Genomic DNA, 15823 nt, shown 5'->3' with positions numbered 1-15823 from the left:
TCACACGCCACCACCCGAGCCGACGCCCCCAACCCCGCCAACTCCGCCACGAACTCCGCCGCACCCTCCGACCCCGGACCCCGACGACCCGCCAACACCAGATGACGAACACCGTGGACCTCCACCAGATGCCGGGCCACCAAACGACCCAACACCCCCAGACCACCCGTGACCAGCACCGTCCCCCCGGACACCGAGCCAACAGCCCCGCCCGAGGAAGAACCCAGCCCCGCACGCACCAACCGAGGCACCGACACCCGACCCGAACGCAACGCGACCTGCGGCTCCTCCCCCACACCCACCGCATCCAACACCGCCGACGACTCCGGCGAACCGTCCACATCCACCAGCACGAAACGCCCCGGATGCTCCGACTGCGCCGAACGCACCAGACCCCACACCGCCGCAGCAGCCGGATCCACCAGCCCGTCCCCCGACAGACCCACCGCACCACGCGTCACGAACACCAACCGCCGCGAAGCACCACCCGAAGACAGCACACCCTGCACCGAGCCCAACACCCCGTGCACCGCAGCCCGCACACCCTCCGAAGTGTCCACCTCCACCAACTCCACCGAGCCGGACCAGCCAGCCCCCCTCGACGGATCCACCCGCTTCCACTCCACACGGAACAGCGCGTCACCGGCCGGGGAGAGCTGTCCCGCGGACAGCTGCCGCAGGGTGAGCGAGTCGACGGTCACCACCGGCAGGCCGCGCTCGTCCGTCGCGGTCAGCGACACGGCCTCGTCGCCCGCCGGAACCAGCCGCACCCGCAGGGCCGAGGCACCGGCGGCATGGAGAGTGACGCCGCTCCAGGCGAACGGCAGCCGTGCGGCGCCGTCCTCGGGCAGCAGTGCCCCGACGCCCATCGCCTGGAGGGCGGCGTCGAACAGCGCCGGGTGCAGGCCGAACCGGCCCGCCTCCTGCTGCTCCCGGTCCAGCCGGACCTCCGCGAACACCTCCGCACCACGCCGCCAGGCCGCCCGCAGGCCCTGGAACGCCGGACCGTAACCGAAGCCGGCCGCCGCACGCTGCCGGTAGAAGTCCGCGAGGTCCACCGGCTCCGCGCCGGCGGGCGGCCAGGTCTCCTCGGGCCCGGCCCCCGCCTCACCGACCCCGTCCTCCCGGGCGACGACTCCCTTGGCGTGCCGGGTCCACTCGCCGTCCGCCCCCCGGGCGTAGACGGTGACGGTCCGCCGGTCGGTGCCGTCGGCCGCGTCCACGGCGACCTGGAGCTGGAGGTCGCCCTGCTCCGGCAGGACGAGCGGCGCTTCGAGCGTCAGCTCCTCCAGGCGGCCGCAGCCGACCTGGTCCCCTGCCCTGACTGCCAGCTCCACCAGGGCGGTTCCGGGCAGCAGCACGACGCCGTTCACGGCGTGGTCGGCCAGCCAGGCCTGGGAACGCAGCGACAGCCGGCCGGTGAACACGAAGCCGTCGGACCCGGCCAGCACCACCATCGCCCCGAGCAGCGGGTGGCCCGTGGCCTCCACCCCGGCCGGGGCCATGTCAGCGGCCTCGGTGCCGGCCTCCAGCCAGTAGCGCTCCCGCTGGAAAGGGTAGGTCGGCAGGTCGACCCGCGCGGCACCCGGGTACACCAGGTCCCAGTCCACGTCGACGCCGTGGGTGTGGACCTCGGCGACGGCGCGGCCGAGGCTGCGCACCTCGTCCGTGCCCCGGCGCAGCACGGAGCTCCAGCGGACGTGCCGCGGGGTGTCGGCGAGGCAGAGCTGCCCCATGGCGCTCAGCACGCCGTCGGGGCCGAGCTCCAGGTAGGTGGTGACGCCGTGGGCGTCGAGGGACCGGACGCCGTCGTGGAAGCGCACCGCCTCACGGACGTGGCGCACCCAGTACTCGGGGGCGCACAGTTCCTCGGCGGTGGCGATCCGGCCGGTCACGTTGGAGACGATCGGGATGGCCGGGGGGCGGAAGTCCAGTCGTTCGACCACGCCGCGGAAGCGGTCGAGCATCGGCTCCATGCGCGGCGAGTGGAAGGCGTGGCTGACCCGCAGCCGCTTGGTGCGGCGGCCGGTGAGCTGCCGGGCGAGGGCGTCGATCGCGTCCTCGTCGCCGGAGAGCACGACGGCGGCGGGGCCGTTGACGGCCGCGATGTCGGCGCGGCCGTCGAAGTCCGCGAGCAGCGGCCGGACTTCGTCCTCCGCCGCCTCGACGGAGAGCATGGCGCCGCCCTCGGGCAGCGACTGCATCAGCTTGCCGCGCGCGGCGACGAGTGCGCTGGCCTGCGGCAGCGGCAGCATCCCGGCGACGTGCGCCGCGACGAGCTCGCCGACGGAGTGTCCGAGCAGGACGTCGGGGCGGATGCCCCAGCTCTCGGTCAGCCGGAAGAGGGCGACTTCGAGGGCGAAGAGGGCGGCCTGGGTGTACTCGGTGCGCTGGAGCAGCCGGGCGTTCGGGCTGTCCTCCGCCGCGAAGGCGACCTCGCGCACGGGGGTGTCGAAGTAGCGGTCGAGTTCCCGGCAGGCCGCATCGAAGGCCTCGGCGAACACCGGGAAGCCGGCGTACAGGGCCCGGCCGGTGCCGGCCCGCTGGGAGCCCTGGCCGGTGAACAGGAAGGCGGTGCGCCCGGCGCCGGCCGCGCTGCCCCGCACGACCGCCGCGGAGGGGGCGTCGGAGGCGAGGGCGAGGAGCGCTTCGCGGATCTCGGCGGCGTCGGTGCCGAGGACGACGGCCCGGTGGTCGAAGGCGGTGCGGGTGGTGGCGAGCGAGTGGCCGAGGTCGGCGAGGTCCGCGGTGGTCTCGGTTCCGGTGAGCCGGGCGGCGAGGGCGGCGGCCCGATCCCGCACGGCGCCCGCGCTGCGGGCCGCCAACGGGAGCGCCGTCAGCGGGAGTTCGGGTCGGACGGCGGGCTCGGCGGACTCCGTGTCCTCGGCCGGGGCCTCTTCGAGGACGACATGGGCGTTGGTGCCGCTGATCCCGAAGGAGGACACGCCCGCGCGGCGCGGACGGCCGGTCTGCGGCCAGTCGGTGCGCTCGGACAGCAGCCGGACCTCGCCGGCGGTCCAGTCGACCTGGGGGCTCGGCTCGTCCAGGTGCAGGGTCTTGGGGAGCACGCCGTGGCGCAGCGCCATCACCATCTTGATGACGCCGGCCGCGCCCGCGGCGGCCTGGGTGTGCCCGATGTTGGACTTGACCGAACCGAGCCACAGCGGGAGGCCCTCGGGGCGCTCCCGCCCGTAGGTGGCGAGCAGCGCGTGGGCCTCGATCGGGTCGCCGAGCACGGTCCCAGTGCCGTGCGCCTCGACGGCGTCGACCTCACCGGCCGTCAGCCCGGCCTGCTCCAGGGCCTGTCGGATCACCCGCTGCTGCGAGGGGCCGTTGGGTACGGTCAGCCCGCTGCTGGCGCCGTCCTGGTTGACAGCCGAGCCGCGGAGCACGGCGAGCACGGGGTGCCCGTTGGCCCGGGCGTCGGAGAGCCGCTCCAGCAGGAACAGGCCGACGCCCTCGCCCCAGCCGGTGCCGTCCGCGGCGGCGGCGAAGGGCTTGCAGCGGCCGTCGGCGGCGAGCCCGCGCTGCTGGCTGAAGTCGACGAACAGGTCGAGCGTCGACATCACCGTGACGCCGCCGGCCAGCGCCAGGGTGCATTCGCCCTGGCGCAGGGCCTGGGCGGCCAGGTGCAGGGTGACCAGCGAGGAGGAGCAGGCCGTGTCGACCGTGACGGCCGGGCCCTCCAGGCCGAGGGTGTAGGAGATGCGGCCGGAGGCCACGCTGCCCGCGTTGCCGCTGCCGGCGTACACCTCGACGCCCTCCGGGAGGGTGTCCAGGCGGGACGCGTAGTCGTGGTGCATGACGCCGACGTAGACGCCGGTGCGGCTGCCGCGCACGGACGACGGGTCGATACCGGCCCGTTCGAAGGCCTCCCAGGAGGTCTCCAGCAGCAGGCGCTGCTGGGGGTCCATGGCGAGGGCCTCGCGCGGGGTGATCCCGAAGAAGCCGGCGTCGAACTGGTCGGCGCGGTCGAGGAATCCGCCCTCCCGGACGTAGCTGGTGCCCTGCTGGTCCGGGTCGGGGTGGTAGACGGCCGCGGTGTCCCAGCCGCGGTCGTCGGGGAAGGGGCCGACCGCGTCGCGGCCGTCGAGGACGAGCTGCCACAGGTCCTCGGGGCTGGCAACGCCCCCGGGGTAGCGGCAGCTCATCGCCACGATCGCGATCGGTTCGGCCGTCTCGGCCTCGTGCAGCCGCTTCTTGGTCTGGTGCAGTTCGGCGGTCACCCAGCGGAGGTGGTCGAGCAGCTTCTCTTCGTTGGTCATGACGTCCGGACTCCAGTCGATCAAGAAAGTGACACCGTTCACGGGGGCGGTTCGCGCCCCCGTGAACGTCAGCGGCGTGCGATACCCGTGTACTGCTCGGCGAAGGCCGTCGCCTCGGCGGTGGATGACAGCAGGCGCTCGAACCGCGCCCTGCGCAGCCGGCGGTCGAAGACCGACTCGTCGGGTGCGGCGTGCATCAGGGTGGTCATCGAGGCCGAGAACTGCTGGCCCTGCCACGCCCGGGGCACGGCGGTGGCCGAGTAGCCGTCCAGGGCCTCCCGCCGGCCGTGGGCGTACCAGTCGGTGAGCGCCTCGGCAAGGTGCCGGGCGTCGGCGACGGCCATGTTGAGGCCCTTGGCGGCGCTCGGCGGGACGATGTGCGCGGCGTCGCCGACGAGGAAGAGCCGGCGGTACTGGAACGGCTCGGCCACGAAGCTGCGCAGCGGCACCATGACCCGCTCCAGGATCCGCCCGGTCGGCAGGGTGCCCTGGCCGCCGGTGAGCCGCAGGTCCAGCTCCCGCCAGATCTGCTCGTCGCTGCGGTCGTCGACGCCTTCGCCGGGCGGCACCGACAGGTACAGCCGGCTGACCTGCGGCGAGCGCATGCTCTGGAGCGCGAACCCGCGGTCCCCGACAGCGTAGATCAACTCGGGCGACAGCGGCGGCGCGGCGGTCAGCACCCCGAGCCAGGCGAAGGGGTGGGTCACCTCGTGGCCGACCAGCTCCCCAGCCGGTACGGCCTGTCGGCCGACCCCGTGGAACCCGTCGCAGGCAGCGATGAAGTCGCAGGTCAGCTCGGTGAGTTGACCGTCGATCGTGCAGACGACGCGCCCGCCGTCCGCGGTGACCGACGCGATCCGCACGTCCTCCACGCCGAAGTGCAGGCCGGGCTCGCCGTCGCGGGCGTCCAGCAGGTCCTTGACGACCTCCTGCTGACCGTACATCCACACCGACGCGCCGCACAGCTCGGTGAAGGGCATCCGGTGCACGGCGCCGTCGAGGCGCCACTCGAAGCCCTCGTGCACCAGCGCCTCGCGGTCGAGCCGTTCCCCGACCCCGGCGTCGCGCAGGACCTCGACGGTCCCCTGCTCCAGCAGCCCGGCGCGGACCCGCTTCTCCACGTGGTCGCGGGTGCGCCGTTCCAGGACGACCGAGTCGACGCCGTTCAGCCGGAGCAGCCGGGAGAGCAGCAGGCCCGAGGGCCCGGCGCCGATGATGCAGACGGGGGTGTGCAGGGTTCGACCCGGCGAGGTCACTTCCCGACCTCGCCGGAGCTCGCGACCCGCACGTCGGCGGTGAGCCGGACGTCCGCCGAGGAGGCGCCGACCTGGACGGTGCGGCGGCCGGCGCCGACGGTCCAGGCGCGGGTGCCGGCGTCCCAGTACTCGAAGCACCGGGCGGCCAGCTCCACCTCCACCCGGGCCGACTCGCCCGGCTCCAGGCGGGCGGAGGTGTACCCGGCGAGGGCCCTGGGCGCCTGCTCGACGCCGGCCTCGGGGGCGGCGCCGAGGTAGACCTGGGCGATCTCGCGCCCGGCCCGCTCACCGGTGTTGCGGATGGTGAACGCGACCCGCAGGGTGCGGCCCGCGGCGGTCAGTTCGAGGTCCTCGTAGGCGAAGGTGGTGTAGCTGAGGCCGTGGCCGAAGGGGAAGAGCGGCTGGTCGCCGTGCCGGTCGTGCCAGCGGTAGCCGACGAACAGGCCCTCGCTGTACTCGACGCGGCCGTCGGCGCCCGGGTAGCGCAGCGGGTCGCCGGCGACGGAGGTGTGGTCGGCGTCCACCGGGAAGGTCTGGGTGAGCTTGCCGCTCGGGTTGACGTCGCCGAACAGCAGGGCGTCGGTGGCCTCGGCGCCCATCTCGCCGGGGTACCAGACGTCCAGGACGCCGGCCACGCGGTCCTGCCAGGGCATCGGCACGGACGAGCCGGTGTTCAGGACGACCACGGTGTTCGGGTTGGCCTCGGCCACCGCGGTGACGAGCTCGTCCTGCAGCCCGGGCAGCCCGAGCTCCGGACGGTCGATCAGCTCGGCGAGCTCGTCGTAGACGAAGACCAGCGCGGCCTCGGCGTTGCGGGCGGCCTCGGCCGCCTCCTCGATGTCGGTGCGGGCCTGCTGGGGGGTGACCCAGCCGAGGGTGAGCTTGACCGGGTTGCTCGGCACCGGCAGGGCCGACAGCACCAGCTTGTAGCTGCCCGGTTCCAGGTCGAGGGTCATGCCAGCGGTGTCGCCGAAGGAGCTGCCCGCGAAGACCCGCGGGTGGCCCTCCAGGTCGATGGCCGCGTAGCCGCCGAGAGCGGTGACGGCGATGCGGTAGCGGCCGGGCGTCTCGATGGTGAGGCGGCCCTCGTAGAAGTAGTTCGGCTCGGTGGAGGGGCCGGCCGGCACCTCGCCCTCGCGGAAGGGCGGCTGCAGGGCGGACTCGGGGATCGGCCGGCCGGCCGGGTCCTCGCCGACGCGGAACTCGACCAGGTCCTCGCCGAGGCGCGCGCGCAGCACGTCCAGCGGGGTGCTCTCCGCCTCGGGCACGACGAGCGCGCTGCCGACGCCCGCGGTCTTGGGCACGGCCGCGGCCAGCCCGATGACGGCGAGGCCCTTCTCGCGCAGCCGGTCCTCGTTCAGCGGGAGGACGCCGCGCGGGTTGTGCAGCAGGACGGACCCGGCCTGGGCGACCTCCAGGGCCAGGGCGCGGCCGCGCTCGGCGTCCCGCTCGACGGCGGGGCGCCCGGCGGGGTCGAGCAGGCCGAAGCGGGCCATCTGGCCGAGGATGCGGGCGACGGCGCGGTCGAGGACCTTCTCGTCGATCCGGCCCTCGGCGATCGCCTCGGCCAGGGGTGCGCCGAGGTGCTTGCCGTCGGGCATCTCCTGGTCGAGCCCGCGCTCGATGGCCGCGGTGTCGTGCACGGCGTCCCAGTCGGACATCACCCAACCCTCGAAGCCCCACTCCTCGCGCAGCAGGGTGTCGAGCAGCGGTGCGTTCTGGCAGCTGAAGTCGCCGTTGACGCTGTTGGTGGCCCCCATCAGGGCGCCGGCGCCGGCCTCCACCACCGACTGGAAGGCGGGGAGTTCGATCTCCCGGAGGGTCCGCTCGTCGACGCGCACGTCGACGGCCATCCGGTTCTCCTCCTGGTTGTTCGCCGCGAAGTGCTTCGGCATGGCGATGACGCCCTGCGACTGGATGCCGGTCACCACGGCGGTGCCGATCGCGGTGACCAGCAGCGGGTCCTCGCCGTACAGCTCGAAGTTGCGGCCGCCGTACGGCTGGCGCAGCACGTTGAGCATCGGGCCGATGAGGACGTCCTGGCGCTTCGCGAGGGCCTCGTGGCCGAGGAACTCCCCGTAGCGGGCGGCGAGTTCGTCGTCGAAGGCGCAGGAGAGCGCGATCGGCGCGGGCAGCGCGGTGGTGGTCCTTCGCTTCATCCGCACCCCGGCGGGGCCGTCGGTCATCCGCAGCGGCGGGATGCCCAGCCGCGGGACGCCCGGGATGTAGCCGGACTGGCCGAGCTTCTCGGGGTCGTCGGCGCCGTGGACGAAGGAGAGCTTCTCCTCCAGGGTCATCCCGGCGATCAGGGCGTGGACGTCGACGGGGGCGTCGGCGGGCGTCTGGATGGTCATGCGAGTTCACTTCCGTTGCTGTCGGCGGGGGCGGCGGCCGGCCCGGTGGCCTGGGGTTCGGGGGCGCGCAGGGCGCGGGCGGGCGCACTGGCCTTGAGGAGCATCTCGTCGTACTCCTCGTCGGGGTCGGAGTCGAGGACGATGGCCCCGCCCGCGCCCAACTGCCAGTGCCCGCCGGTGCGGACCATCGTGCGGATGACGATGTTGAGGTCGGCGCTGCCGTTGCAGGCGAGGTAGCCGATGGAGCCGGAGTAGATGCCGCGGGCCCGCTGCTCCAGGGACTCGATGATGTCCAGGGTGCGCAGCTTGGGCGCGCCCGTCATCGAGCCGCCGGGGAAGCAGGCGCGCACGCAGTCCATGGTGTCGGCGTCCGCCCTGAGGGTGCCGCGGATGGTGGACACCAGCTGGTGGACGGTCGCGTAACTCTCGGCCGCCATCAGGACCGGGACCTCGACGCTGCCGAGTTCGCAGACCCGTCCGAGGTCGTTGCGCAGCAGGTCGACGATCATCAGGTTCTCGGCGCGCGTCTTGGCGCTGGAGACGAGCTCCGCGCGGGTGGCCTCGTCCTCGGCCGGGGTGGCGCCGCGGGGAGCGGTGCCCTTGATGGGCTTGGCCTCGGCCACCCGGTCGGCCGTGATCTTCAGGAAGCGCTCGGGCGAGGAGCAGGCCACGTCGATGCCGTCGAGGTGCAGGTAGGCGGCGTACGGGGCCGGGTTGAGCCGGCGCAGCCGGCGGTAGGTCTCCCAGCCGCCGTCGGTCGCGGGCACCTCGGCCACGTTGGTGAGGCAGACCTCGTAGCTCTCGCCCTGGAGCAGGTACTCCTGGCTGGCCCTGACCTCCTGGACGTACTCGGCGCGCTGCTTGGCGAGGAACGGCTCGACGGAGGCGGCGGGGACGGCTTCGGGCTCCGGGAGGCCCTGGAGGCCCTCCAGCAGGCGCGCGGTCGCGGTGAGCCACTCCCGGGCGGCCGCCCGGGTGGTGTCGTCGTTGCCGAGCGCCAGCAGGTAGGTGCGGTCCCGCTCGTGGTCGACGGCGAGGAAGCGGTCGGCGAACAGCCAGACGGCGTCGGGCGTTTCGGCGGTGTGCCGGTTCTTGGAGCCGCAGTCGGCCTTGAGCTCGTAGCCGAAGTAGCCGACGTACCCGCCGGTGAAGTCGAAGGGCAGCGGCGGCGCGTCGACCACCCGTCGCCGCGACTCGCGCTGGAGGTAGTCGAAGACGGTCCCGGCGTGGACCGCCGGGTCCGGTCCGTCGACGACGACGGCGCGTTCGGCGACGCGGTAGCGCACCGTCTCGGCGAGCGGCCCGGCGGCGTCCCCGAGGAAGGAGAACCGGGACAGGCCGCGCTCGACGCGGGCGCTGTCGAGCCAGAAGGCGTTGGTGGAGCCGGAGTAGAGTGCCTCGAACGCCGCCTCGGTGTCCACGGCCCGGTCCAGCTCGCGCACCTGCACGTCGAAGTGCTGCTTCCCTGCGGGGGTCTGCGCGGGAAGGGGCGTCGACGGCGCGCCCGCGGGGACGGCGGAGGACCGGCGGCCCCCGGCGGCCCGGGTGAGGTCGCGGAAGTTCGCCATCATCCGCAGCCCGTACTCGGTCTCGATGGACTCCGGGTGGAACTGCACGCCCCAGCGGGGCAGCCGCCGGTGCCGCAGCGCCATGACCACGCCGTCCTCGGCCCTGGCGATGGCTTCGAGGTCGTCCGGCAGCGGCTCGGCGACGCACAGCGAGTGGTAGCGGACGGCGCCGAACTCCCGGGGGATCCCGGCGAAGAACTCGTCGCCCGTGTGGGTGACCCGCTCGACGTGGCCGTGGCGGGCCTCGGGCGCCGGAACCACCCGGCCGCCCTCGGAGACCGCGAGGCCCTGGTGACCGAGGCAGACGCCGAGCACCGGGGCGCTCGCCCGGCGCAGCACGTCGAGCGAGATGCCGAAGTCGCGGGCGCGGACCGGGTGGCCCGGGCCGGGGGAGATCACGATGTTGTCGAACCCGTCCAGGTCGGGGAGTTCGGCCGCGTCGTTGGTGACGACGACGGGCTCCTCGCCGTTCACCTGCCCGAGGAGGTGGAACAGGTTGTAGGTGTACGAGTCGTAGTTGTCTATCAGCAGCGTCCGCACGGTCTCATTCACTTCGCGCTGGAGGAGGTGGAGCGGCCGGTGAGCCGGTCCAGGTGGGAGAGGCAGTCCTGCGGCCGGTCGGCCGGGGCGAGCCGGGCGAGGTGGCCGTCGGGGCGCACCAGGGCGATCAGCGGGAGCGGACCGAACCCGGCCCGCAGTCGGGCGCGTCCGTCGTCGGTGAGCCGCGCGAGGTCGTGCACGGCGGTCCGCCCGTCGAACGCGGCGCGGGCCCGCTCGACCACGGCGGTCCAGTCCTCCGGGAGGCCCTCGCCCGGCCACAGCAGGGCGGTGTGGGCGCTCCGGTCGAGCACCGGGGAGCCGGGCTCGCTGCGGGAGGCGTGGAAGAACGGCACCCGGTCGCCGACGGTCAGTCGGCGCTTCAACTGCGAGCGCCACAAAGGTCCTTCGAGGGGAGCATAGCTCAGTCCGAGCTGGCTCATCAGGGGGGCGGCCACCTTCCGCAGGAAACCGGAGCGCTCGGCGGCGGCCACGGCCTCGTCGCGGCGCGCGGCGTCCTCGGGGGTCTGCGGCGCCGACAGCTCCATCTCGGTGCGGATGAGGGTCCGGACGTGCTCGACCGCCTGGCGGCGCTCGGCGTCGTAGCTGTCGAGCAGTTCGTCGCTCCACCCGTCGCGCACCACGGCGGCCAGCTTCCAGCCGAGGTTGATCGCGTCCTGGAGCCCGAGGTTGAGCCCCTGCCCACCGAGCGGCACCACGCTGTGCGCGGCGTCCCCGACCAGGATCACCCGCCCGTCGCGGAAGCGTTCGGCCACGCCGGGCCGCGGGAAGTAGGTGCGCTTCCACAGCGGTTCGCCGAGCTCGTACGGGAGGCTGGTGCGCTGGTCGACCATCTCCTGCCAGTCGGCCAGCGGACGGTCGGACCAGTCCGGCTCCCCGGGCAGCACCACGGTGGCCAGCCGGCACACCCCGTCGGGCAGGTGGACCAGCGGCAGCATCCCGGTCTCGCCGTAGTGGTACTCGACCCCGGACACGGCCGGCCCGCTGATCGGGAAGTCGCCGAGCGAGATGCCGAGCGGGAAGGGCAGGCCGGGGTACGGGATGTCGAGCAGGCGGCGGGTGAGGCTGCCCGCGCCGTCGGCTCCGATCAGCCACTTCGGCTCGGTCTCCTCCAGGCTGCCGTCCCGGTGGCGCAGGGTGGCCCGGGGCAGCGGCCCGGAGTTGTCGAGCGCGTGGAGCTCCGTCCCGCACTCGACCCGGCCGCCGAGTTCGGCGAGGCGGGCCCAGAGCAGGTCCTCCAGCTCGCGCTGGACGATGCCGAGCCCGAACGGGTAGGCGGTGTCCGTGCCGTGCAGGGGCACGGTGCCGAGCCGCCTGCCGCCGGAGAAGAAGCTGACGTCGGTCGCGGGGCGGCCGCGGGAGACCAGTTCCCGCGCGATGCCCGTCTTCTCCAGGAGTTCGAGCACGCGCGGCCAGATCATGACGGCCCGCGAGTGCGGGTCGCTCTCCTCCAGCGAGGGCTTGCTGTCGATCAGCCGGACCGGGACGCCCTGCTGCAGCAGGTCGCAGGCGAGAAGCGAACCGACCGCTCCCCCGCCGACGACGAGGATCTCGGGAGTGCTCATACCGCCGCCACCTCTCCTTCCGTGCGGACCAGGTGCCGCTCGATCGCCTCCGCGGCGGCCACGGCGCCGCCCGCGTCGTGGACGTGCCGCCGCATCCCGGCCAGCCGGGCCGCGACCTCGGGATCGGTGCTGACCGTGCGCACCGCTTCGCGCAGACCGGCGGGGGTCACCGCCGCGGGGTCGAGCCGCAGGCCGAGGCCCAGCTCGGCGACCCGGTCGGCGATGATCTCCTGCTCGACCATCTGGGGCACCACCACCATGGGCGTCCCGAAGGACAGCGCCTCCATCGTGCTGCCCATGCCGCCGTGGGTGACGAAGGCGGACGCCCGGTCGAGCACGGACAGCTGGGGCACGCTCGCGTGCACCTCGACGTTCGGCGGCAGCGTGCCGAGCTCGGCCGGGTCGGTCTGCGCGCCGATCGACATGACCACCGAGAACTCGGTTCCGTCGAAGGCCTCCAGGCAGCTGCGGTAGAAGCCGGCCGCCTGGTTGAACACCGTGCCGAGCGAGACCAGCACCAGCGGCCGGCCGTCCTCGGCGTGACTCCACCGCTCCTGCGCCGCCCGGTCGCCGAGGCTCGGGCCGACGAAGCGGTAGTGCGGGCCGAAGGCGTCCTGGCCGGGCTGGAACTCCCGCGGCAGGAAGGCCAGGTTGAGCTCCTCCTCGAAGTCCATGAACTCCTCGGTGGCGGTGCCGCCGAGCCCCACGGCGGTCAGGAACTCCCCGAGCCGACGGTCGAATTCTGCGCCGTTGGCCTCGTGGGCCGCGGAGCGGCCGGTCCGGGCGAGCATCGCGTCCATCAGGGCGAAGCCCCGGCTGGAGGCGATGCTGGGGAAGAACTGCACCGAGCGGCAGCCCCAGCGGCGGGCCAGCGCCCGGCCGACGAACGGTGCCGTGTTGTCGTACACGACCAGGTCGGGCCGCCCGTCGGCGAACCGCTCCTCGGCGAGGGCGATCCGGTCCGCGCTGCCGTACAGGAAGAAGAGCGGCAGCGCGCTCAGGTCGTTCTCGGCGAAGGCGCGCGGCGAGTGGCCGGAGGAGGTGGCGACGTCGTAGCGGCACACCCGCGCGCCGAGCCGGACGAGCGGTTCCTCGAACTCCTTCGTGGTGAAGTAGGTGACCTGGTGGCCGCGGGCCACCAGCTCCGCGACGATGCCGAAGGTCGGCGATACGTGGCCGTGCGCGGCCACACTGAAAAATGCGATATGGGCCATCAGTGTTCCTCAGGGTTTCGACCGGCCGCGCCGGTCAGATCCCGATCTCCCCGTCCAGGATTTCGAACAGCTCCTCGTCGGTGACGTCGTCGTGGACGTCCGACCTCTTCGTGGTGCCGCCCAGTCGGGCCAGCAGGGCGCGCAGCCGCTGTTCGGCGTACCGGCCGGTCGCCGAGTCCGGCGCGGCCGCGCGCAGTTGTGCCTCCAGTTCGTCGAGCCCGCGGATCACCGGCTGCGCCGGGGCGTCCTCGGTCTCGCCCAGCTCCTCGTCGAGGTGCCCGGCGAGCGCCGCGGGGGTGGGGAAGTCGAAGACCAGCGTGGGCGAGAGCTTGAGTCCGGTCTCGGTGCCGATCCGGTTGCGCAGTTCGACGGCCGCGAGCGAGTCCAGGCCGAGTTCGCGGAAGGACCGCTCACCGGGCACCTGGTCGCCGCCGCGGTGGCCCAGTACGGCCGCCGTCTGCGCGGTCACCAGGTCCGTGAGCAGGCGTCGGCGCTGCTCCGGGTCGGCGGCCGCGAGGCGCCGCGCCAAGGTCTCGGCCGGGTTCCCGGTCTGACCCGCGGCCCCCGACGGGCCGCCGGCCGACCTGGTCCGCCCGGGCGCCGGCACCGCTGCGGCCGGACGGTCCGCCCGCCGGGACTGCCGGGCCGCGACCAGGTTCCGGGCACCGGGTCCGTCCAGCGCGCGGTCCAGCAGCGCCAGCGCCTCCTCGTTGGTCATCGGGACGGTGCCGTGGCGCGCCATCCGGGCGATGGCCTCGGCACCGATCCGACCGGCCATGCCGCGCTCCTCCGCCCAGGGGCCCCACTGCAGCGAGAGGGCGGGCAGCCCGAGCGAGCGGCGGTAGTCGGCGAAGGCGTCCAGGAAGCCGTTGGCCGCCGCGTAGTTGGCCTGCGCGGGGCTGCCGTGCACACCGGCCGCCGAGGAGAAGAGCACGAACGCGTCCAGGTCGTGTCCGGCGGTGACGGCGTGCAGGGCGAGCACGCCCTCCGCCTTCACCCGGACCACGCGCGCGAACTGCTCACGGGTGAGCGTGCTCAGCGCGCCGTCGTCGACGACGCCCGCCGTGTGGATCACCGCCCTGAGCGGTCGGTCGGCACCGAGGCCCGCCACGACCTCCGCGAGCGCGGAACGGTCGGTGACGTCGCAGGCCGCGAGGGTGACCCTGGCCCCGAGCGCGCGCAGGTTCTCGGCGAGCCGGTCGTGCTCCGGGCCGCCCGCCCGCCTGCTGAGCAGGACCAGGTCGGTCACGCCCCGGCGCCGCACCAGGTGCTCGGCGACGACCGCGCCGAGGCCGCCGGTGCCGCCCGTGATCAGCACGGCTCCGTCGGTCGGCCGGGGCTCGGACTCCTCGGCCTCGTGGACCGGGGCCAGGCGCGGCGTCAGCAACCGCCCTTCGCGCACCATCACTTCGCGCGCCTCGACCGACAGGGCCGAGGCCAGCGCGGCCGACGACCTCGGGTCGCCGTCCAGCTCCACGACCTGGAACTTGCCGGGGTGCTCGGACTGAGCGCTGCGCAGCATCGCCCGTACGGCGCCGGCGGTGGTTCCCGGTTCCCCGGACACCACCAGGGTGAGGCGGGCGTCGTCGTACAGGCCGCCTGCGATCCACTCCCGCAGCAGGGTCGCGGTGCGCCAGACGGCCTCGACCGCGTACTCGGCCGACTCGTCCGTGCCCAGTGGACCGGAGAGGTCCACGAAGCGTACGACGGCCTCCGGCAGCAGGAACGAGTCCTCCAGGGCCGCCAGGTCCCGGTGGTGCTCCGCAGTGACCCCGCTCGCGTCGAGCGCGCCGGTGAGGCCGCCCGGGTCCTCGCCGACGACCGCGACGGTCCCGGCGAACGTTCCGGCGCCGGTTCCGTCGGCGCTTCCCTCGGCGGTTCTCTCGGCGGATCCGGCGTCCTCGACCGGCTCCAGGACCGGAGCCAGCAGCCCGGCCCCGGATTCCGCGAGGTCCTGGGGACGGACCCGCCGCAGCGTCAGCGAGTCGACCACCGCGATGGTGCGGCCGGCCGGATCCGTGACGCGGAGCGAGAGCTCGTCCGCGCCGATCCGGCTCAGCCGGACCCGGGCCTCGGCCGCTCCCGGCCGGTACACCGTGACGCCCTGCCAGACGAAGGGCAGCCGACCGGCCGCGTCCGAGGAGCCGGGCGAGTCGACGAAGCCGGTGTGCAGCGCCGCGTCGAACAGCGCGGGGTGGAGGACGAAGCGCTCCGGTTCCTGAACGGAGGCCTCCGCGAAGGCCACCTCCGCGAAGACGTCGTCGCCGCGCCGCCAGGCGGCCCGCAGGCCCCGGAACACCGGACCGTAGTCGAAGCCCATGTCCACGGCGCGGTCATAGGCGTCCTCGGCCGCGACCGGTTCGGCGCCCACGGGCGGCCAGGTGAGGTCGTCGACGAGTTCCTCGCCGCGTTCCTCGCCGAGCACGCCCACCGCGTGGGTGGTCCAGCCGCCGTCCGCGTCCACCGGACGCCCGTACACGGTCACCGACCGGCGTCCCGGCTCGTCGAGCGGCCGGACGGCCACCTGGACGTCCACCGCCGCGCCTCCGGACAACCGCAGCGGCGCCTGCACGGTGAGTTCCTCAAGGGTCGGGCTGCCCACCGCCCGACCGGCGTGCAGCGCCATGTCGACGAACGCCGTCCCGGGGAGGATCGCCGTGCCGTTCACCACGTGGTCGGCCAGCCAGGGATGGGTACGGACCGACAGCCGCGAGCTGTACAGGACCTCCTCGGAATCGGCGCGGGGGATGCCTCCGCCGATCAGGGGGTGGGCGTCCGGCCCCTGGGGCACGCCGACCGGACGCGGGCGCGGCCAGTGGCGCTCCGTCCGGAAGGGGTAGCCGGGGAGGTCGACGGTGCCGTTGCCGGGCCCGAAGTAGGCGGGCCAGTCGACGGTGACACCCCAGCAGTGCAGGGCGCCGAGGGCGGCGGCTACGGCCTGGTCCTCGGGGCGGTCGCGGCGCAGGAGGGGCGTGAAGGCGTGGCCGTCGGCCTCGCTCAGGCAGTCCTGGGCAAGGGCGGTCAGCACGCCGTCGGGGCCCAG

At 74.1% G+C, this 15823-nt stretch carries 7 protein-coding genes; all 7 read right to left on the bottom strand.

Features of this window, described 5'->3' with window-relative positions; translation table 11 throughout:
* The coding region (locus ACIRVF_RS42565; RefSeq protein ID WP_402830522.1) for a type I polyketide synthase at positions 1-4265 on the bottom strand (4265 nt) is incomplete at its 3' end.
* A gap of 68 nt (positions 4266-4333) precedes the next feature.
* Positions 4334-5521 carry a 4-hydroxybenzoate 3-monooxygenase gene (locus tag ACIRVF_RS42560; protein WP_402830519.1) on the bottom strand — a complete coding sequence of 396 codons (1188 nt, stop codon included), beginning with the start codon at positions 5519-5521 and terminating at the stop codon, positions 4334-4336.
* A complete protein-coding gene (locus ACIRVF_RS42555) occupies positions 5518-7875 on the bottom strand; it encodes a glycoside hydrolase family 3 protein (protein WP_402830516.1) in 2358 nt (785 codons plus the stop codon). Before ACIRVF_RS42555 ends, ACIRVF_RS42560 begins: the two co-directional genes overlap by 4 nt.
* Positions 7872-9995 carry an aminodeoxychorismate synthase component I gene (gene pabB, locus ACIRVF_RS42550; RefSeq protein ID WP_402830513.1) on the bottom strand — a complete coding sequence of 708 codons (2124 nt, stop codon included), beginning with the start codon at positions 9993-9995 and terminating at the stop codon, positions 7872-7874. The genes ACIRVF_RS42555 and pabB overlap by 4 nt, the downstream gene beginning before the upstream one ends.
* The gene (locus ACIRVF_RS42545) at positions 9992-11566 is read right to left on the bottom strand and encodes an FAD-dependent oxidoreductase (RefSeq protein WP_402830510.1); all 1575 of its coding nucleotides are present in this window, start codon (positions 11564-11566) and stop codon (positions 9992-9994) included. The genes pabB and ACIRVF_RS42545 overlap by 4 nt, the downstream gene beginning before the upstream one ends.
* On the bottom strand, positions 11563-12780 hold the full coding sequence (locus ACIRVF_RS42540) for a macrolide family glycosyltransferase (protein ID WP_402830507.1): 1218 nt from the start codon (positions 12778-12780) through the stop codon (positions 11563-11565). Before ACIRVF_RS42540 ends, ACIRVF_RS42545 begins: the two co-directional genes overlap by 4 nt.
* Before the next feature lie 34 nt (positions 12781-12814).
* Positions 12815-15823 (bottom strand): type I polyketide synthase (locus ACIRVF_RS42535; protein WP_402830504.1); only part of this gene is annotated, 3009 nt, incomplete at its 5' end.

Origin of the sequence: Kitasatospora sp. NPDC101157 (assembly GCF_044768255.1) — a bacterium.
In the GTDB taxonomy this organism is placed as follows: domain Bacteria; phylum Actinomycetota; class Actinomycetes; order Streptomycetales; family Streptomycetaceae; genus Kitasatospora.
This window is presented reverse-complemented; position numbering and strand designations above follow the sequence as displayed.